This window comes from Chlorogloeopsis sp. ULAP01, from assembly GCF_030381805.1.
Lineage (GTDB): Bacteria > Cyanobacteriota > Cyanobacteriia > Cyanobacteriales > Nostocaceae > Chlorogloeopsis.
Window position 1 is genome coordinate 98,672 of record NZ_JAUDRH010000007.1, and the last position, 18,596, is coordinate 117,267.

16 protein-coding genes are annotated in these 18,596 nt (G+C 39.1%); 2 read left to right on the forward strand and 14 right to left on the reverse strand.

What is annotated here, in order from left to right:
- Positions 1-387 precede the first annotated feature (387 nt).
- From QUB80_RS15270 to lepB, 4 genes are all read right to left on the reverse strand, one after another.
- Entirely contained in the window at positions 388-855 is a 468-nt protein-coding gene (locus QUB80_RS15270; protein WP_289790366.1) for a PAM68 family protein, read from the reverse strand.
- 11 nt (positions 856-866) lie between these two features.
- Positions 867-1,136 (reverse strand): 30S ribosomal protein S15, encoded by a 270-nt coding sequence (rpsO, locus tag QUB80_RS15275; protein ID WP_289790367.1) that lies wholly within the window; start codon positions 1,134-1,136, stop codon positions 867-869.
- 135 nt (positions 1,137-1,271) lie between these two features.
- Positions 1,272-1,856 carry an LURP-one-related family protein gene (locus QUB80_RS15280; RefSeq protein ID WP_289790368.1) on the reverse strand — a complete coding sequence of 195 codons (585 nt, stop codon included), beginning with the start codon at positions 1,854-1,856 and terminating at the stop codon, positions 1,272-1,274.
- 435 nt (positions 1,857-2,291) lie between these two features.
- The gene (gene lepB, locus QUB80_RS15285; protein WP_289790369.1) at positions 2,292-2,942 is read right to left on the reverse strand and encodes a signal peptidase I; all 651 of its coding nucleotides are present in this window, start codon (positions 2,940-2,942) and stop codon (positions 2,292-2,294) included.
- Positions 2,943-3,214: 272 nt separating this feature from the next.
- Here lepB and QUB80_RS15290 point away from each other — a divergent pair, with 272 nt between their 5' ends.
- A complete protein-coding gene (locus tag QUB80_RS15290; protein WP_289790370.1) occupies positions 3,215-4,534 on the forward strand; it encodes a dihydroorotase in 1,320 nt (439 codons plus the stop codon).
- 29 nt (positions 4,535-4,563) lie between these two features.
- Here the strand turns inward: QUB80_RS15290 and QUB80_RS15295 are convergent, their stop codons facing one another.
- From QUB80_RS15295 to QUB80_RS15335, 9 genes are all read right to left on the reverse strand, one after another.
- Entirely contained in the window at positions 4,564-5,466 is a 903-nt protein-coding gene (locus QUB80_RS15295) for a glycosyltransferase family 2 protein (RefSeq protein WP_289790371.1), read from the reverse strand.
- Positions 5,466-6,386 carry a glycosyltransferase family 2 protein gene (locus QUB80_RS15300; RefSeq protein WP_289790372.1) on the reverse strand — a complete coding sequence of 307 codons (921 nt, stop codon included), beginning with the start codon at positions 6,384-6,386 and terminating at the stop codon, positions 5,466-5,468. The genes QUB80_RS15295 and QUB80_RS15300 overlap by 1 nt, the downstream gene beginning before the upstream one ends.
- A gap of 46 nt (positions 6,387-6,432) precedes the next feature.
- On the reverse strand, positions 6,433-7,740 hold the full coding sequence (locus QUB80_RS15305) for an ABC transporter ATP-binding protein (protein ID WP_289790373.1): 1,308 nt from the start codon (positions 7,738-7,740) through the stop codon (positions 6,433-6,435).
- A complete protein-coding gene (locus QUB80_RS15310) occupies positions 7,737-8,633 on the reverse strand; it encodes an ABC transporter permease (RefSeq protein ID WP_289790374.1) in 897 nt (298 codons plus the stop codon). Before QUB80_RS15310 ends, QUB80_RS15305 begins: the two co-directional genes overlap by 4 nt.
- Before the next feature lie 16 nt (positions 8,634-8,649).
- A complete protein-coding gene (locus QUB80_RS15315; protein WP_289790375.1) occupies positions 8,650-9,702 on the reverse strand; it encodes a glycosyltransferase family 2 protein in 1,053 nt (350 codons plus the stop codon).
- Between the two features lie 126 nt (positions 9,703-9,828).
- Positions 9,829-11,100 (reverse strand): glycosyltransferase, encoded by a 1,272-nt coding sequence (locus QUB80_RS15320; RefSeq protein WP_289790376.1) that lies wholly within the window; start codon positions 11,098-11,100, stop codon positions 9,829-9,831.
- Positions 11,101-11,174: 74 nt separating this feature from the next.
- Positions 11,175-12,134: a glycosyltransferase family 2 protein gene (locus tag QUB80_RS15325; protein WP_289790377.1), complete on the reverse strand. Its 960-nt coding sequence runs from the start codon at positions 12,132-12,134 to the stop codon at positions 11,175-11,177.
- Between the two features lie 130 nt (positions 12,135-12,264).
- Entirely contained in the window at positions 12,265-13,815 is a 1,551-nt protein-coding gene (locus QUB80_RS15330; protein ID WP_289790378.1) for an NAD(P)/FAD-dependent oxidoreductase, read from the reverse strand.
- Between the two features lie 73 nt (positions 13,816-13,888).
- A complete protein-coding gene (locus QUB80_RS15335) occupies positions 13,889-14,890 on the reverse strand; it encodes a glycosyltransferase family 2 protein (RefSeq protein ID WP_289790379.1) in 1,002 nt (333 codons plus the stop codon).
- A gap of 751 nt (positions 14,891-15,641) precedes the next feature.
- Here QUB80_RS15335 and QUB80_RS15340 point away from each other — a divergent pair.
- Complete coding sequence (locus QUB80_RS15340) at positions 15,642-16,766, forward strand: endo-1,4-beta-xylanase (RefSeq protein WP_289790655.1); 1,125 nt, start codon at positions 15,642-15,644, stop codon at positions 16,764-16,766.
- A gap of 16 nt (positions 16,767-16,782) precedes the next feature.
- Here the strand turns inward: QUB80_RS15340 and QUB80_RS15345 are convergent, their stop codons facing one another.
- Positions 16,783-18,357 (reverse strand): hypothetical protein, encoded by a 1,575-nt coding sequence (locus tag QUB80_RS15345; protein WP_289790380.1) that lies wholly within the window; start codon positions 18,355-18,357, stop codon positions 16,783-16,785.
- Positions 18,358-18,596: the final 239 nt, after the last annotated feature.

Genomic DNA, 18,596 nt, shown 5'->3' on the forward strand with positions numbered 1-18,596 from the left:
TTTGATTTTTAAAATTGTTTGCTAATTATTAGCTACTAAATAAGTAGAAGGTAGAAGACAGAGAGCATGAGACTCTTTTGCCATAAGGCTTTGCATTAGCTAGCAACTTCCGCACTTAGAAAAAAGGCTTTTCCATCTGTTTCTAGAAGTTGCCATTTTATATTTAATTATGTCCACCTACTTAATAGGTAATAGCTAAAAATTAAATAAATATAGCGCTCAGTTTTTATGCTACTAAAAATCGGGTACAAAAAAGCAAGATAAATTAGTTAATAATGTTGAAGTTTAAATATTAAATTTAATCACTTCAACATTTTTTAATCGACCCAATTCCCTAAAAATTAAAATTTCCAGGTAGCAATTGTTTGAACACCTGAGCGCCAAAAATCATATGTTCTTTTGCCGAGTTTCACGCCAAGCTGCGAGCATCCGCCCCCAATTGGTGGTAAACTCACTCCATCCCAACAGAGTACCCACTCTGTCTTCATCCCAAGAAGCAGAGAGGACACCGTAAGTGATTCCTAATACCCCCAAACCAAAAAAGCCCATGTTTACGAGCAATACGGCAACAGCAGGTAGTTTAATTCCGGCGTAGATTAGTAGCAGATAACTGCATATTAGAGAAGCAATACCCAAAGCTGTTGGTACTCCACAGAAGCTAGCAACGCGACGTATCATTCGTTGGCTAACTACCTGAGGAATTGCAGTTTCTTCTTTGGTATACTTTGGTTTCTTCTTTTCTTTATTTCCAGATTCTTGCTTAACAGCAGTCGAGTTACTTGGAGCTTTGGCAGGTTTTTGGCGCTTTTTCTTCGGTTCAAAGGGCAAGCGATTACCTTCAGTTTCAGCAGACATAGGCGGTAGTTTTAACCACGTATACCGAGACGAGCAATCAAAGCTTGATAGTGTTCCCGGTTTTCCTTCTGAATATAGGATAGAAGACGTTTGCGCTGACCGATCAGCTTCAACAATCCCCGACGAGAAGAAAAATCTTTTTTGTTGGCTTGGAGATGTTCGCTGAGGCGGTTAATCCGCTCTGTCAACATAGCTATTTGAACATCAGCAGAGCCAGTATCGGTTTCGTGGACTTGGTATTGAGAAATTATCTCCTGTTTGCGCTGTTGCGTTAGAGCCATGATTCAATGAATTATCTAAAATTTATGCAGCAGTCTCTCATATTATCACAGCCATCATGCTGTATGCTAAGTGAGTCATATTGGCACTGCTGTAAAAATAGATGCAGGATACTGGATGTGTTTCATTAACTATTCCTAGCCGCGAGTCTTCTCAAGCAGAAGCATCATGATCAAACTTAACAACACTTGTTTTTCTTCGCGATCGCTTAATTGATCGACAGCTTTGATGGTAAATTTTCTAGAAAGAAATGAGGAAATTTTTTCTAGACGCATCACCACAGTACCATCTGTACGGCTGACTAAGTAGACAGGGTTGAACACATAACCACTGAATATCCCCACAATGGGAATTTCCGCAAACAGAGCATCCATAACTTTAACCCAAGGGTTTTTTTCTTGGATGTATAAAGTGGATGTCTCGCCATCAAAGATGTCATAACGTGCTCGCCACAGAGATTTTAGTCCTCGTCTTTTCACCGCACCGATATAAGTTCCGTTGCTGTCGGTAAAATCGTAGCTAGCTGAAAAGTCAATTATGCGATCGGCTTTAATGTAGTGGAGTGGATTGTTTCGCTCTGCATCAGCAAAGACGGTAATTGCTTCTTTGAGCTTAAAAAGTTTCTGTTTGACGTAGAATACGAAATTTCCTTGATTATCAATTACTGATATTTGTGGTGCAAATGCCCATAACTTAAATGTAAGTTCAAGAGGATACTGCATACGTGTAATAGCAAAGTAATATTTACTACTTTATTAATCCCATTTGTGCGGATCAAATAACAGATTTTTCAAGTAGTATTTAATATTACTTAAAAAACATCAAAACAATTGCGGCAAAAGTGTAGAGACGCTTCAAACAGCGCGTCTGTACAAAATTTATATGTATTTCTCTTTCCCAGGTTCCAGCCTGGGAAAGCATTAATTGAGGCTCTGCCTCCAATCATCAGGCAGAGCCTCGTAGTTTTCATTACTATGCAGAGCATAGTAATGAGAAAAAATAGACTTGTGCGTATACCGTAGCCTTTTCAAGGGAGCGATTGCTTACACGATCCTATCTATTTGGTAGTCTGGCTTCAAGTTCCAATTGTTTATAAGTTCGGTGAATCTCCCGATTCTCATAAGTCTTCTACACCAGGGGACTTCCTGCAAGGATAGTTAATTTTCCTGTGTATACAGTGGTGATTTATCTATTCCACCGATATGATTTAGCGGCCAAAAGCGGAGGACGGCACGACCGATAATGTTCTCACGTGGAACAACACCCCAACAGCGGCTATCGTAACTGCTACCACGGTTATCACCTAATACTAAGTAGGAATCAGGGGGTATAGTTACAGGTTTAGATAAAAAGGGTGGTTGTGGCCCTGAGGTACAAACATCAGTTACTGTACGTTGTGAGGAACCCAGATATTGGTTTTCTTGCAAGGGTTGATTGTTAATATAAACTTTACCATTCCTGATTTCTATCCTTTCTCCTGGCAAACCAACAATACGTTTAATAAAAGCATCTTGATATTGTTCTTCTTGTAGTTCTTTTGTAGGAGAAAAAACTACAATATCTCCTCTTTGGGGATTAGAAAATTTGTAGCTCAACTTATCGACAATAATTTTGTCAGCCTCCCACTGGTTAGGTGAGCCGTGTAGTGTTGGCTCCATTGAACCAGAAGGAATCCAACGAGCTTCGGCGACAAAAGTACGAATACCCAAAGCGAGTACAATGCTTAATACAATTGTTCTACCTAGTTCTGCAATCCAGGAGTTATCAGGTTTTTGGCTAGAGTTGTTATCAGACACTTGATTTTGCATGAAATTACTTAACTAAAGGCACCATGTGCAGGTGATAAACTTCTCTGTCTAGGGATACTATATAACTATATATTTGTTAATTTTAGCTTTATCAATTGGCTTTTTGGGTTATGTTGTGATTCTAGCAAGCTAATTTATACATTAAAGACGATAAACTTAAATTGGTGACACACCACATAATAAGTTTATTGATTGCTAACAGTCCAACTAAGTTTAACCCAAACAAATAGTTATTTGTCACAAATCCTTGTTGCCCTAATACTCTATTATCCATGTCATCTTCCACCAGTTTGCTAATTCGCCGTGCTCAGATTGTTTTAACAAATGGAGATTTAATAACAGGGGATGTGCTAACGCGCGATCGCCTCATTGTCGAAGTTGCACCCGAAATCTCCACAGCAACGCCCAATAGAGAAATTGACGCACAAGGATTAACTTTGTTGCCGGGAGTTATCGACCCACAGGTGCATTTCCGAGAACCAGGATTAGAGCATAAAGAAGACTTATTTACTGCTACTTGTGCCTGTGCCAAAGGAGGAGTGACTTCTTTTCTGGAAATGCCAAATACACGTCCTCTTACTAGCAATCAGCAAGCTCTTGATGATAAGTTGCAGCGTGCTCAAAATAAATGCCTTGTCAATTATGGCTTTTTTATTGGGGCAACAGGGGAGAATCTGCCAGATTTACTAGCAGCTAATCCGACTCCTGGGATTAAAATTTTTATGGGGTCGATGCATGGCCCGTTGCTCGTCGATAGCGAAGAAAAACTAGAGGCAATATTTGCTCAGGGCAATCGTTTAATTGCCGTTCATGCCGAAGATCAAGCGAGAATAAATCAACGGCGACAGGAATTTGCTGGTATCCATGATGTCGCAGTTCATTCCCAAATCCAAGATAATCAAGCAGCACTGTTAGCGACTAAACAAGCATTAAAGCTTTCACAAAAATACCAGCGCCGTCTGCACATTTTACATATGTCTACAGCAGAGGAAGCTGATTTACTACGTCAACAAAAACCTAGTTGGGTAACAGCAGAGGTAACACCCCAGCATTTGCTTTTAAATACCAGTGCCTATGAAAAGATTGGCTCCTTAGCACAAATGAATCCGCCTTTGCGATCGCCCCACGATAACGAAGTCCTTTGGCAAGCTCTGCATGATGGAGTAATAGATTTTATTGCCACGGATCATGCACCCCATACACTAGAAGAAAAAACACAACCTTACCCCAATAGTCCTTCAGGAATGCCTGGGGTGGAAACTTCACTTCCACTAATGTTGACGGCGGCAATGCAAGGGCGATGTAGTGTTGCCCAAGTTGTGAAATGGATGTCAACTACGGTAGCTCAAGCTTATGGCATTCCCAACAAGGGGGCGATCGCTTCCGGTTATGATGCGGATTTAGTGCTTGTAGATTTGAATACTTACCGTCCTGTTGTACGCGAAGAACTTTTGACTAAGTGTGGTTGGAGTCCTTTTGAAGGTTGGGATCTGACTGGTTGGCCTGTTTATACCATTGTAGGCGGACAGATTGTTTATGAAAAAGGCAATTTAAATACACACGTGCGTGGACAAGCTTTAACTTTTAATTAAAAGATGATTTCTTTACACGCAACTTGGTATCAATTGAACTGCTGTGTAGGCTGAGTCAATCGTTCCCAGAAAAAACCTGCTACATTTGCCACCTGGGATACTACAAATAATACTGAAACTAAGATTCCTGGCTGGCTTGATTTTTGCAACAAGGGATGAGCCAACAAATTAAAATAGAATTTTAATGGTTCAACTTTAATACGTCCTTCGGTACGTTGAGATCTGCGAGTGTGAAAACAGAAAGCACCACGACCATAGTTAAAATGCTGACGCCAGAATGTAGATAGTGTGAGCTTATGGGCATGATAGACATGAACTTCTGGGGCGTAAATCATCTGATAACCGTGATGCAACCAGCGATCGCAAAATTCCCGATCTTCTCCTGCAGCTAAAGGAAAGGTAGTGTCAAAGCCGCCCAGAGCGTGGAAGAGAACTGCTGGCAATGCTAGGTTGTTGGAGGCAAAGAAGCTGACCGGATGAGAGCTAGTGTTGTAGTATTTATAAAGATAATCAATAAGTACCTGGCTGGCGGTGGAATAGAGATTTTCGGGGAGGGCGTTGAGAGTCTGACCGCCAATCATGCTATCTTCTGCCATAGCAAAACGAGCAGCTAAATTTGTCAACCAATCAGGTGCAGGCATACAGTCGTCGTCAGTGAAAGCTAAGAATTTACCTTGTGCTTGTACTGCACCTGTATTACGTGCTTTTGCTGGACCAGCATTAACTTGCTTTAGTAACTTTAGATTCAGCTGTGCTTGGAAACGAGCAGCTACAGGTTCCAGAGCTACTTTACTACCATCATCAACTACAATTACCTCAAAGCCATTACGGGGAGATTCCAAGCGTACTAGAGACTCAAGACAGGTGGCAAGTCGCTCTGGGCGATTGTAGGTGGGGATAATAATTGAAAACAGGGGTAGTTCTTGTGCCATTAGAACTTGTATTTGTTAAATGTACTTATACGTTCAGGGGAAATATATCTGTGCAGTCTTTCCTTGAAAGGTACAGCAACTTGGGCGAGGGTATGAAGCGGATCTAGCCGCATCGCCCAAAATAAGCTAGACAAAGCTGCTTCTTTTTGACCAAGTTTGTATGACATCCGGGCGTGTTCATATACAAAGTTGGCGAACATCTTGGGATGTGCTTGAAATAACTCTTGATGTTTGGCAATCAATCTGTGAAAGCTTTCCTGACGCAGAGACGGGTTGCTAGATACGCGGTTTCCCTCATAAGTGTACAGTTGGTAAGTAATTACAGGTACACCAATAATTGAACAGGCTGGGTTGAGCCGTAAAAATAATTCAGAATGAACACGAGAGCGAAATAACTCATCCCAACCACCGATTTGATGAATAACCTCACGCTCTACAACCAGAGTTTGCTTCGTGTTGTAAGAACTACCAGGCTCTAGCTCCTCCAGAGAAAAGTGAGCGCCTCTTGTTCTAACTGGAGGTGGAAGGCGTTTGTTAATGACTTGTCCTTCGGCATTCACTACCTCTATACCGGAGATAACAGCTACAGGCGATGGTAGCATTGTCTCAGCCAGCGCCTTAAGAGACACTTCTGCCATGTGGGGAAGGAGGCGATCATCGTCGTCGAGGTATGTAATCCAACGACTTCGTGCCGCTTGGGTTCCAACATTGCGCGCTCCTGCGCCACCGCGAGAGTTATTAAGGCGTAAAAGCCGTAGCCGTGGTTCCTGTGGTAAGTTAACTGGCTGTACTGAACCATCGTCTACGACAATAACTTCTAAATCGTCCACAGTTTGTTCCAGAGCACTTTTGACAGCGCGGGTTAGTAGGTGAGGGCGATCGCGCGTTGGGATAATGATGCTCAGTAAAGGATTGCTCATTTTGCAGGTATTTGTTTTTTGAATTATGCGATCTAATTAACTTTGTTTAGTCAAGTATTGTTTCCGTGACGGCATTACTGATCACATTCCAGTTTCTTGGTTGATAAAACAAACATTTACTGATATTTTTACCAGCTCTCACAATAAATCTAAAAGATTCAACTATATCGAAGGAGCGTACCCCTTCTCTGATGTAAATTTTGGCAGTATAAACACCAGGAATTAAACCACAGTGGGGCATTCGCATTTGAATCTCCACTATGCCTGGAGATATTTTTAAAAGCTCATTATCACTAGCTGAAGTCAGATATAATACCTTCTCATTCTCTCCAGCTAAAGCTTTAATTAAAATTCCTAAATTTGCATTATCAACTTTTTTATAAGATTTGCATTTTACACAGAGAGTCACAGACTCACCGGTCATTGGTTCTGCAATCACATTCCCTTGGTCATCCTTAAAATATATGGCGATAATGTCTATGCCTAAACTTTCTGTTTCGGGTTTTTCTGGCAATACCATTGCCCCTAAAACATTTTTCGTTCCATTTAAATAAAGGTCTTCTTCATATTTCCGAATGACTGATTCTGTTTCTCCGGCTAAAATTAATTTACCTTTTGAAAGATAAAGTGAATGATTACATATATTTAATACACTGTGCGAATTATGAGAAACTAGTACGAAAGCTGTGCCTTTTTCTCGGAGTTTTGCTAACTTATTATGACACTTGACTTTAAATTTTATATCTCCGACAGAAAGTACTTCATCAATTAACAAAATTTCTGGCTCGATATGAACAGCACAAGCAAATCCTAATCTTGCCGCCATGCCAGAACTATAAGTTTGCACGGGTGCATCAATAGCATCCGCAATTTCCGCAAACTCTACGACATCATCAAATTTATCCTTAATTTCTTTTGTTGATAAACCTAAAATTGACATATTTGCATAAATATTTTCTCTGCCAGTAAGGATTGGGTTAAATCCAGCTCCTAAGGCAATTAGAGGAGCCAACCTACCCCTAACCTTGACAGAGCCAGTATCCGGCTTAATCAAACCACTAATAATTCGTAGCAGCGTACTTTTACCAGCCCCATTCGCTCCTACCAAGCCTAGCGCCTCTCCCCGCCGGATTTGAAAACTAACATCCTTAAGCGCCCAAAACTCTCCCGCTCTAAGTACATCACTCTTGCGGCGTCCGCCTATCAATTCTGTAGCGATATCTTGGACTCCGTAAAACAAGGACTGCTTTAAATCCCGACAAAACTTTTTAGAAATATTCTCCACTGAGATAAGTAAATCATCATCTGTAGATTGAATAGCAGTTTCTGTATCATTCATTCCACTTACGATCATGAACTTACCCTCTCAATCACAAAAGGCATTGCTAAACGAAACGCCACCCACGTTAATAGTAAGCCAACCAAGGTAATCAAACTAACAATCCAAAAGCCATAAGGATTTGATATCACGCCAGTGGTTGCTAATTCCCGTGTTGTTACCAATAAAGGGGTGACAGGATTGAGTTTTACCAACAAACCAAAGGTTCCACTTTCTGGTAAAGGATAAATGACTGGAGTTAGGAAAATCCAGAAACTTGTCACCATTGTTAGTCCCTTTGACACATCCTGATATAGTATCCCCAATGGAGATAATAAAGTACCAATTAATGTTCCTAGCAGAATCAGATGAATTAAAGCCACGGGAGCTAAAATAACTGTCCAACCGACAGGCACCCGAAACCAAATAAAAAAAGCCACAATCAAAATAAGTTTGATCGCAAAATTGAAAAATACCTCACCCAGCTTTGCTAAGATAATTGCCTCTCGCGGAAAATTAACTCTGGCTAACATTGGTTTTGCTACAGTCACCGCTTGCACAGGGCCATTTAATGCTTCTACAAAAGTCTGCCACAAGGCTGTGCTAAACATTACATAAGCTGGATAAGGAAAATCTGTTGCCCCAACATTAATCACTTTTGCATCATTTGCCAGAGTAAATCCTGCTGCCATCACAATTGGCGGTAAAAAAGCCCAAGCAAAACCCAGAATTGACTGACGATACTGAGCGCTAATATCTCGGATCATCAGTCGCCAAGCCAATTCTCTAGAAGCTAGCAAGTCTAGCCACATTAGTCTAAATAATTGCAAAGGACGCCTGAGCAAACTTTCTGGCGTGTAAATTATCTCAGGCAGCGTCTGCAATCTGTCCTTATGCCTTTTATTTATCTTTTTCACGGCATTATCCATAATCTTTACTTCTATTTCAAGTCCGCGATAATGCTCTGGCTACTGATTGGGGTGCCTGCTCAGATGCTTGCTGTTGCATCCTTTGAGCTTGTTGTTTAGCATAACGATTTGTAAGATAGCGATTTAACATCTTGTCTAAAGGAATTAAGATGCGATCGCCCAAGTGATTGCTTAACCCAAAGCTAAGGAGACGGTTTAAAGGACTCAGAATTGACATTTGTCGCCGCCATCCCAATTTTTTGTATTTTGCTTGGAAATATCCATCCTCAGCTAGATTCCATTTGTCACGCAAGCGATGTAAGCTACAAAGCTGCCAAGCATCACTCCAACGCAGCATATAGTAATGTAAGTCTGTCCACTCTAAAGGTGGCCCTGGAACATAGGTCACTATAGAAGCAGGTTCAAAGTAGACTGTACCACCTGCTTGCCTGACACTCATGCAAAAATCCAGATGCTCTTTGGTATTGAGCATCGCTTCATCTAAAAAGCCAATTCGCTCAAATATTGCTGTGCGAACTAGTACGCAGTGGAACTCCGCTAGTTCGGTTTGGATGCGTTGCAGTTGTTCGCGCACATCCTTGACTGACTGCCCTTGTTTGTACATTTTCTCTCGCAGACGCTGCCTGGCTTGCTCCCCAGTTTTATCTAGCCAAATATGCGATTCTCCCCCGGCAAAATGTACAATTTCGTGTAGGGGTAGGTTTTGGCACATTAAAGGCCCGACAACTGTGGCTTCTGTTTCCTCAGCACACTCAATCAAAGCTTTCAGCCAACCTGGAGAAACAATTACATCGTTATCAATGAAGACAACATACTTGGTTTTCACCTGATGCAAACCCAAGTTTCTGGCATGATTTGGCCAAAGATAATAATTAGTCCGAATTAGTTGAAATCCCTTAGCCTGTGCTTGTGCTTCTAAATAACGCCGAACCTTAGCAGGTGAATTACCATCTACGTAAACTAATTGGAAGGGAAAATCTGTGTGTTCGTAAATGCTCTCAAGTGATTCACGAGCGCAGCTAAAACGCTCTCGCGGGACAACAACAATTGTAACTAATGGGTCGTTCATAATTGGCAACTCCATATGTAAATTTTTGGTAGGGTGTGTTGTCGCGTAGCGCACGCTCCTGAAGTTTCGGTGTGTTAGAACTACCGTCCATAAAGCACCCTACAAAACTGCCATCTGCCTTCTCATTCAAATAGTTGCGGGTTGAACTGACAACTTTTTTTGAGAATCTTCTGAGTAAAATAGTTGCTGATAAATTTTGACTAGCTCGTCGTTAAGCTTTTCGATATCATAGTTTTTTTCTACATATGTGCGACCAGATTTGCCCATTTGCGGCCAAATTTCTGAATGGTTAATTAGGTAATCTAATTTCTCAGCCAAAGCATCTACGTTGCGTTCTGGAACTAAGAAGCCGGAAACACCATCTTCTACTAGTTCAGGTACACCGCCATGTAAAGTGCTTACAACTGGCAAACCCATTGCCATTGCTTCTTTTAAAACATTCACAGGAGCATCTTGGTTGCCATCTTTAGCTGTGACACAAGGTGCTATAAAAATATGGGAGTTGTCGAGAATTTCAATCAGTTCTTGTTGGTTTTTCTGACCTAGTAACTTGACTATATGACTAACGCCTAATTCCTGTATTAATTCCTGTAATTCTTGTTTTAAAGGGCCATCACCAATTATGTTGTACTCAATATTTGGGTTAGTTTTTGCTAGTTTCGCCACTGCCCTAATGCTGTACTCTATACCTTTTTTTTCTACAAGGCGACCAGTTGTGGCAATTCGCACTTTACCATCGGGGTGGGGATAACGAGGGGCAAAGCGAAAACGACTGCAATCAATTCCCGAACCATGTACGACAATTTTATTTGGGTGGCAGCCAAGGGCGATCGCCCTCTGTCTGAAAAATTCGCAGTTGGCAAGAAAAAAGTCTCCGCTACGGAATAGTTGGCTGTAAATGCGATCGCCACGCTGTTGAACATAGCTGCTAATATCATGTCCGCGAAATGTGGTAATTAACTTTGCGTTGGGAGCATTCATGTGACGAAATGCCATGCCACTGAAACTTTGTGTTCCAAATTGGCAATGAATGATATCGTATGACTTTTGAAATGAAGGTATGGCTGTATATAGCAACCACAATGAAATCGCTTCTTTGCCATACTTAAAAAAGTTTAGCGATCGCAGATACAGTAAGGGATCTTTGTAGGAATTGACGCACAACAATTCAATACCTTTTATAATCCGCCACAGAAGATTTTTTGGTATTTGATTTAAATAGTAAGTACGCTCAAGTAATTGATATTTTTTCACGTCTGGATGGACTTTCGAGATATCACCCTGTTGGCAGGCATAGATATCAACTTCATGTCCCCGTTTGATTAAACCAACAATTTGATTCAATATAAATGTTTCTGATAGAATTGGAAACTCCCAGACAATAAAAGCTATTTTCATATTTTAAGATGTTCAACTTAACTTGTACATTTATAACTAATATATTTTTTTAATTAGCAGATTTATCTTTATTATTATTCTCTAGCTGAGTTACTTCCTAGTTTTAACATTATTATTTCTTTTGCATATACATATCTTACAAAAAACATAACTAAAGAAACCTTCATTTTATCTTCTATTGTGTTGAGTCTTTTGTCAATTAAAGCAGTGTAAACCCACATTAAAGGTGGTATTAAGTGCTTAATTAAATTCTTGCAAAATATCAAATTTTGCTTAAAAACTGAAGGTTCACTCCTAATTTGTAAATCATAAAATCCTCCAGCCAGTCTAATGGTTCTTTTATATAACTCAGTAAAAGAATATCTTGCGGGATGAGCTACACAAGTATCATCTGCATAAACTTGTTTGTAACCATAGGCAAAAACCCGGCGACCCCAATTAACATCTCCATGTGATTTCAAGCGAGCATCAAAAATTCCTACCCGATCTAGAACACTTTTAAATGTAAAAACATTTGCTGTTGCTCCATAGTGACGCTCTTCTAAAAGTTGCTTTTGAGGAAAAGCTGTAATACTTTCAAAAAGTTCTACAGGCGTTGCTTGCTCTTTATCTTTGAATATAGTTTCAATCTTACCTGCTACTAATCCACAGTTCGGTGTTTCTAATAAGTGTTTCACACCCTTTTCAATCCAATCTTGAGCAGGTATGCAATCGGCATCAGTAAAAGCAATTACATCTCCTTGTACTAAAGATATTCCTTTATTGCGAGCTGCATAGGATCCAGGAAGGCTTTCTGAAGTAGCGATCGCTTGTCCAAACTTAGCAACCACACCCTCAATATCTTCGTCTGGATCTGAACCGTTATCAACAACAATGACCTTGTAAAGGTGTTTTGGGTAAGTTTGATTTTCTAATGCCTCTAAACAAATTTGCAGACGTTGAGCATCATTGAAAACTGGAATGATAACAGAAACCAGTGGACTATATTTATCATTTATCAGTCTATCTTTGTTGTGAGAATTTAGACTGCTCATATTTCTGTAAATAAGCTTTTTAGTTAAGAAATAATTCTACTTTAAACTTTTGCTTACTCTGTAATCGAGTGCTGGTTCTTTTAAAGAATATTTCAAACCAGCAACCGATTAGAGTATTTTTTTGAAGCAATTACTTCTTTGGAGACTGGCTGACAAGCTCTTGTTCTGGAGTGTTATTATCCTGATTTTGACTCTGGCTATTGACCTCTAATACAGTTAGGTAGTTTTTATTGTCTATAGAAGGGTTTTTTGACTGCCATTCCTGTTTGGTAAACTCTTCGTAGTAAGAACGTTCTGTATTAACATTCCACAAATCGTGGTTTTCTCCTAAGATGTTTTTGACAGCAAGCATTCCTGTTAGCATCGAATGGTCTTGATTATTGTATCGGTGCATTCCATTACGACCAACAGTTTGTAAATTTTCAAATGTTTCTAAATAATTCTGAATCACTTGAAGATGTTGGCGATATTCTCCGTCATATACTGGATAGGCTTTGTGCTGTCGGATAACCACTCCATCTTCTATATTGCCTAACTTATTTACTAAACCTAATTCAACAATTTCATGACTAGCTAAATCAATCAGTTCTTTGTCAGACATTTCCCAAATCTCATCACCCTGGCTACAGAAGTATTCCATCCCCAGGCAAGTCTTGCTTTGGTCAGGTACCATTGCCGGACTCCAATTTTTAAAATTCTGAATGCGTCCAACTTTGAATTCTGGGCTGTGGATGTAAAGCCAGTTGTCGGGGAATAGGCTTTCTTCATCAATAATCAGCGACACAATCAAGAAATCTCGATATTTCAGACCACGAGAAGCTTCCAATACATAGTCAGGTGCTGGAGGATCAAGTCGATGAATGAGTGCGCTTACCGGCATACTAGAGATGAAGTGGTCGCCAGAACATTGGATTGTGTTCTCTCCTTGCCGAACTGTAATACTCTTGATGCGATTGTCTTGGTGTTCTACACGGGTTACTTGAGTGTTGAGAAGTACTGGAGTACCTTTTTTTTCTACTTCTTCTTGAAATCGCTCCCACATCATTCCCGGCCCTAAAATCGGGTAGTCAAATTCCTTGATTAAGCTTTTGGCATTTTGACTTCCGAATAGAGCATTGATAACTGCTCTTTTGAGCGACATTCCTTGAATTCTTTGTGCTGCCCAATCTGCACGAATTTGGTTGCAAGGAATTCCCCATACCTTCTCGGTATATGTTTTAAAGAATATTTCGTAGAGACGACCACCAAAGCGATCGCTTACCCATTCTTCAAAATTTTCAGGTTCTGCTTTGGGTTGTAGTCTTGCTTTAAGTTTTGCCTTCAGGTAGCTCAATAAAATCAAGAAGCTTTGTTTGATGCCTAGATTGGATAGTGTATTGAAAAGAGAAAGGGGATAGTTGAAAAAATTACCCTGATAGTAGATCCGCGACAGACGAGGGACTTTGATGAAATCATCTTTTAAAACTTCCTGCCATAGTTGTTGTACTTCTGTGACTTTGGTGAAAAAGCGATGACCACCGATGTCAAAGCGATAGCCTTTATACGTCTCTGTACGGGAAATCCCACCCACTTTGTCAGCTTGTTCAACAACGATAGATTTAATACCTTGCTTAACTAGTTGGTAGGCAGCAGTCAAACCAGCTGGGCCAGCTCCAATAATGACAACAGGATATTTTTCCATTGATATTTTCCTATTGGTGCAGTTGTGAATGTATTATTTCTAAAATTAGTATGTATTTTTCAATACACTAGGTCTATGCAAACTTGACAGAAAAAATGTAGCGGGCTGTCCCGATTGCAAATGCTAGACCGCCATATAGGTAGTAAAGCCAATGCCACGGAATGACGCGAAGCGCAAACCAAAAACCGCGCTTGCAATGGAAGAAACGATAAACTTGGAGATTAAAGGCTAAAAGTAAAAAGCCTAGTATCAAGGCTGCTGCTAAAAATCCTGGAAACCAAAAGGCGGCAAGCAGAGAAATTACAAGCCCATAAGTCAAAATTACACTTAGGCGACTTTTTAGCCCTAGATTTAGATCGTTACTCAACTGGCGATCGCGCCAAATTAATTCCGTCCAAGGCAGAGCACGGTAAAAAAATTCAGCTTTTAATAAAGACATTACACCCCAATACTTTAAATGCTTGACTTGCAAATCCTTGCAAAGCCGAATTTTGTGGCCAGCCTGTTTCAAACGATAGCCTAACTCTATATCTTCAATGCTAGGTCTGCGATAACTTTCATCGAAGCCTCCTAAGTTGAGGAATATTTGACGCCGAATAGCTCCGCAAGCACCCCAGAAGGTAAATGCTTCCTCTTTTGCTGTCTGATGGGTGTAGTGGTGGAACAAGTTTTTATACTGCGACAAAAAGTTGCTCGCACCAGGTGCATCGTCATAGGAGCCAATCAAAGCAGCCAATTCTGGCTCATCGATAAAAGCTTTTTCTACTTTGCCAATAGCATCTGGAGTGATGGTTACATCAGCATCTATAAAGAAGAGAATGTCACCTGTTGCAGCACGCGCCCCTAAGTTACGCGCTTTCGCTGGACCACCAGATGTAGGTATTCTCAGCACCTTGGCGCCAAATTCTTCAGCTACAAGCCATGAACCATCTGTATCTCCATCAGCTACAACTATGATTTCAGCCGGAGCAGGCATGGCATTAGCCAAACTGGACAGGCAGTGGTGAAAGCTAGCACCTCCATTGTGAACAGGAATAATGACTGAGATTACCAATTTTGTAGCAGGTAAAGTCATTTTTACTACTTAGTTGTGTAAGGTCTAATTGAGCGTGCAAACGAACGATGAAAACAATGATTTATACCAACTTCGTTCTTGAGCCTCAGCATTACTTTGTCGCTCATTTAAAAGTAATAGAAGTATTTTTTGGTAGAGAAACTACTATGAATTCTATAATCTATGAGCAAAATTGTTTATGTAAATATGACTAAATCTAACAAATAATATAATTAACTTCTTTATAGAAAATTTATATTTAATTGTGATCTCAATATTTTTTATAGCTTAAAAATTAAGTATCAATTTTATTGATAATCAATAGTATAAAATTTACCGTTTATAGCAATTTTTGCCATTTTCTTAAGTATAAATATTTAATAATTTAAAAATAATTGTACAAAAAAATACAACAGCAATATTAGAATTTTTTAAACATCTTACAAGCTACATTGTACAGATATAGAAGTTGCCAAGAGAGTTGTCAGTGTTGATTTTAGAAAATATCCTTGCCTAGCAAGTATTTTAGGTTTTAATGCTACCTCAATATTATTAATTTACATTTTTTGGTTATATTTAGGTTAACAAAGATTATGTTTAGGTTAAACAAAAGCAAGGTTTAGTAATACGGAATATCGAGAAATATAGATATCTAGAATTCTTTTTGTCATGATCAAGTTAAATATTCTCTAAGATTGAAAAGTCGTAGTCGGTAGGAATTGCAGTGACAAAAAAACGAGTTTCGCTCAAGCGGCGCCACTTTCTATTGGGCATGAGTACTTTTGCCGGAACAGATGCCTTGGCGATCGCTAGTGGATATAGGCACCAAAACAATCCGATTCAAGTGACTGCTCAAAAGAATAAAGATTTTTCAGTAGTGGAGAATACTCCCTTGCGTAAACGAGCGGCAGCAAAAGGATTAATTTATGGGGCAGCTACTCAAACATCTACACTCTGCTTAGATACAAAGTTTGCAACGAAGTTTGCTCAAGAATGCGCCATGCTGGTGCCAGAAAATGAGCTGAAGTGGAAAGCACTTCGCCCTAGCTTTAACAGTTTTGATTTTACTCGCAGTGATTGGCTAGCTCACTTTGCCAGTACTAATAAGATGCTTTTGCGTGGACACACTTTGGTATGGCACGAAAGTTTACCGCAATGGTTCAAGGCTATAGTCAATAACCGAAACGCCGAGCAGATAATGCTGAAACATATTACAACAGTTGTTGGGCATTATGCTGGGAAAATTCACTCATGGGATGTGGTTAACGAGGCAGTTTTTCCTGAACACGGGCGAGCTGATGGCTTGCGAAATACGCCGTGGCTGAAGTTTTTAGGGCTAAATTATATCGACTTTGCCTTTCGTATGGCAGCACAAGCAGATCCAAAGGCGTTGTTAGTTTATAACGATTATGGATTGGAATACGACACTCCTGGTGATGAAGCAAAGAGAACTGCTGTTTTAAAGTTGCTAGAGCGCTTGAAGTCTCAAGGAACACCAGTGCAGGCTCTTGGTATTCAAGCTCACTTAGAAGGAGAAGCTCCCTTTAACGCTAAAAAGCTAAAGGCTTTTTTGAAAAATGTTGCTGATCTTGGTTTAAAAATCATAATTACCGAACTAGATGTAGCAGAAAATATGCTACCTAAAAATATTTTGGTACGCGATCGCCTGGTTGCCAAAATCTATGAAGATTATCTGTCGGTAGTTTTGGATGAAACAGCAGTCATTGCTGTCTTGACTTGGGGATTAAGCGATCGCTATACCTGGCTGCGGGATCAAAAATTTCGCAAAGATGGTGAAACAGTTCGTCCTTTGCCACTTGATGCTCAAATGGAGCGTAAACTAGCATGGTATGCTATGGCACGAGCTTTTGATCAGGCTCCCATGCGTGTGTTCTAAGTTTGCCATATAGAGTTTACTTTTTTTGCACTAAATACAAATAATATTTTTCATCGCCAACAAGGTTTTTACTAAAGCTTTTGAGTTGAGATATCCGAAGGGTAGGCGGTTCGGTGTTCAATGGAGAATCTAGAATTAATAGAATCTGATTGTTTGTTTGAGCGACAAAGTTATTAACTTCTTCAATTACTCTTTGCGACTTGACATCTTTTCTTTTACCCCAATCAACAAAACTACTAAAGCCATTCATTTGAGGGTAATAAATTTTTCTATTTAGGAGAGCAGCAAGAGGAGACATTATGTAATCTTTACTGCCAACAATTACATTATTATTTAACTGGTTACTAATAATAAAGTTAGCTGCTTCTTTGCTGGCAGAAAATGGATAAACCAAATCCATGCTGAATGCAAATATTCCTGCAAAAAGATGCAGTAACAAGATACTAGTTATCAATTTATCTTTTTGTTTATACCAAAAGTTAATAAATCTTTGAAACCTTGAATATAACCAATTAGAATTACTGTAATAATTGCAAAGCCATAAACAAGCTATAAATAATATAAATAGATGTCCATGATGCCTTAATACTCCTCTAATTTTCAGATAAGCAAACAAAAGAATGCCAAATGTTCCAGAAAGATAAAGCAAAAGTATAAGTGGTTTTCGGATAAAAATACATATAGCCAAGCATAACAAAATTATTGACAATATTAGAGATATCCCAGATGGGAAGATACTAGTATTCCAAAATTGAAAATTAAAAAATTGTGGTATGGGGATGTAGCTTTTTGCAATTAATGCAACTATTCCAGCGAGTTTTTTGATACTGTTAATTAATAAATCAAATTGTGTAAGGACAATTGTATTGCTTGCTGGTGATTGACTTGTGATTGTAGTTGTTCTTATTAGTTGACTCAGAGAAATTATTAGTCCTAGAAAAAATATAGTTATGCTAAAAATTATATTTCTCTTGTTATGAAAATAAGCATTCCTTAGATTCTGATCAAAGATATATTCAATTACTAATGTTAATGCTAAAGACAAAGCAATAATCATTATATAAACATTTGTATTTAACATTAACGCCATCAAAATTGCTAACCATAAATAACTATGGTAACGTTTAGGGAACAAATAACAAAACAGAACAAGAAAAAGAATTCCTAAGTTATAGTTTCTACTGATTAAGTTATATTCAAAAAAAGGAAAATATCCGAACGTAAATAATATTTTTTGTATACGAGTAAAAGGTGAGTATTGTACAAAAATATAAATAACAAGCGTAGCAATCAGTAAATGCAAAAACTGCATTCCTATTGGGTTATTTGTGAAGCGAGTGATTATATATAAAAGACTGTGCCATAATCCTGGATGCCCTTCATATTTTAAATTGTTGTATACATCAATCAGAGATGAACTATCTCTAGCTATCAGCCACGCTTGTAGCTCATCTCGCCACATTTCATGATGAAATAAACCAATAAAACTTAAAATAAAGAAAATGGAAACCAGTAAAATTGTAAAATTAGTTTGACTTTTTAGACATAGATTTAAAAATCTATTCTTACTATCAGTTTGACTATTTTCCATAGCAGTATATTAAGACTCTATTTGATAGGTGCTTAGGCAAAATTAAATTTACGGGTAGAGGCAAGGAAACAAGCTTGAGGGGACAGGGAACAGTACAGAGAATATGTAATTAATTTTGTTCTCATTACCAAGCTCTGCATGGTGATGAAAACTGTTAGGCTCCACCTCCTCTTCACCAGGCAGAGCCTCAATAAATGCTTTCCTGGGCTGCCAGCCAGGGAAAGAGAAAAAGGGGATTT

Excerpts from the sequence above, each read along its gene's own strand:
- QUB80_RS15315 (WP_289790375.1), bottom strand. The coding sequence starts at position 9,702 with ATGAACGACCCATTAGTTACAATTGTTGTTGTCCCGCGAGAGCGTTTT.
- QUB80_RS15270 (WP_289790366.1), bottom strand. The coding sequence starts at position 855 with ATGTCTGCTGAAACTGAAGGTAATCGCTTGCCCTTTGAACCGAAGAAA.
- QUB80_RS15325 (WP_289790377.1), bottom strand. The coding sequence starts at position 12,134 with ATGAGCAGTCTAAATTCTCACAACAAAGATAGACTGATAAATGATAAA.
- QUB80_RS15310 (WP_289790374.1), bottom strand. The coding sequence starts at position 8,633 with ATGGATAATGCCGTGAAAAAGATAAATAAAAGGCATAAGGACAGATTG.
- QUB80_RS15295 (WP_289790371.1), bottom strand. The coding sequence starts at position 5,466 with ATGGCACAAGAACTACCCCTGTTTTCAATTATTATCCCCACCTACAAT.
- QUB80_RS15290 (WP_289790370.1), top strand. The coding sequence starts at position 3,215 with ATGTCATCTTCCACCAGTTTGCTAATTCGCCGTGCTCAGATTGTTTTA.
- QUB80_RS15340 (WP_289790655.1), top strand. The coding sequence starts at position 15,642 with ATGAGTACTTTTGCCGGAACAGATGCCTTGGCGATCGCTAGTGGATAT.
- QUB80_RS15280 (WP_289790368.1), bottom strand. The coding sequence starts at position 1,856 with ATGCAGTATCCTCTTGAACTTACATTTAAGTTATGGGCATTTGCACCA.
- rpsO (WP_289790367.1), bottom strand. The coding sequence starts at position 1,136 with ATGGCTCTAACGCAACAGCGCAAACAGGAGATAATTTCTCAATACCAA.
- lepB (WP_289790369.1), bottom strand. The coding sequence starts at position 2,942 with ATGCAAAATCAAGTGTCTGATAACAACTCTAGCCAAAAACCTGATAAC.
- QUB80_RS15300 (WP_289790372.1), bottom strand. The coding sequence starts at position 6,386 with ATGAGCAATCCTTTACTGAGCATCATTATCCCAACGCGCGATCGCCCT.
- QUB80_RS15335 (WP_289790379.1), bottom strand. The coding sequence starts at position 14,890 with ATGACTTTACCTGCTACAAAATTGGTAATCTCAGTCATTATTCCTGTT.
- QUB80_RS15320 (WP_289790376.1), bottom strand. The coding sequence starts at position 11,100 with ATGAAAATAGCTTTTATTGTCTGGGAGTTTCCAATTCTATCAGAAACA.
- QUB80_RS15330 (WP_289790378.1), bottom strand. The coding sequence starts at position 13,815 with ATGGAAAAATATCCTGTTGTCATTATTGGAGCTGGCCCAGCTGGTTTG.
- QUB80_RS15345 (WP_289790380.1), bottom strand. The coding sequence starts at position 18,357 with ATGGAAAATAGTCAAACTGATAGTAAGAATAGATTTTTAAATCTATGT.
- QUB80_RS15305 (WP_289790373.1), bottom strand. The coding sequence starts at position 7,740 with ATGATCGTAAGTGGAATGAATGATACAGAAACTGCTATTCAATCTACA.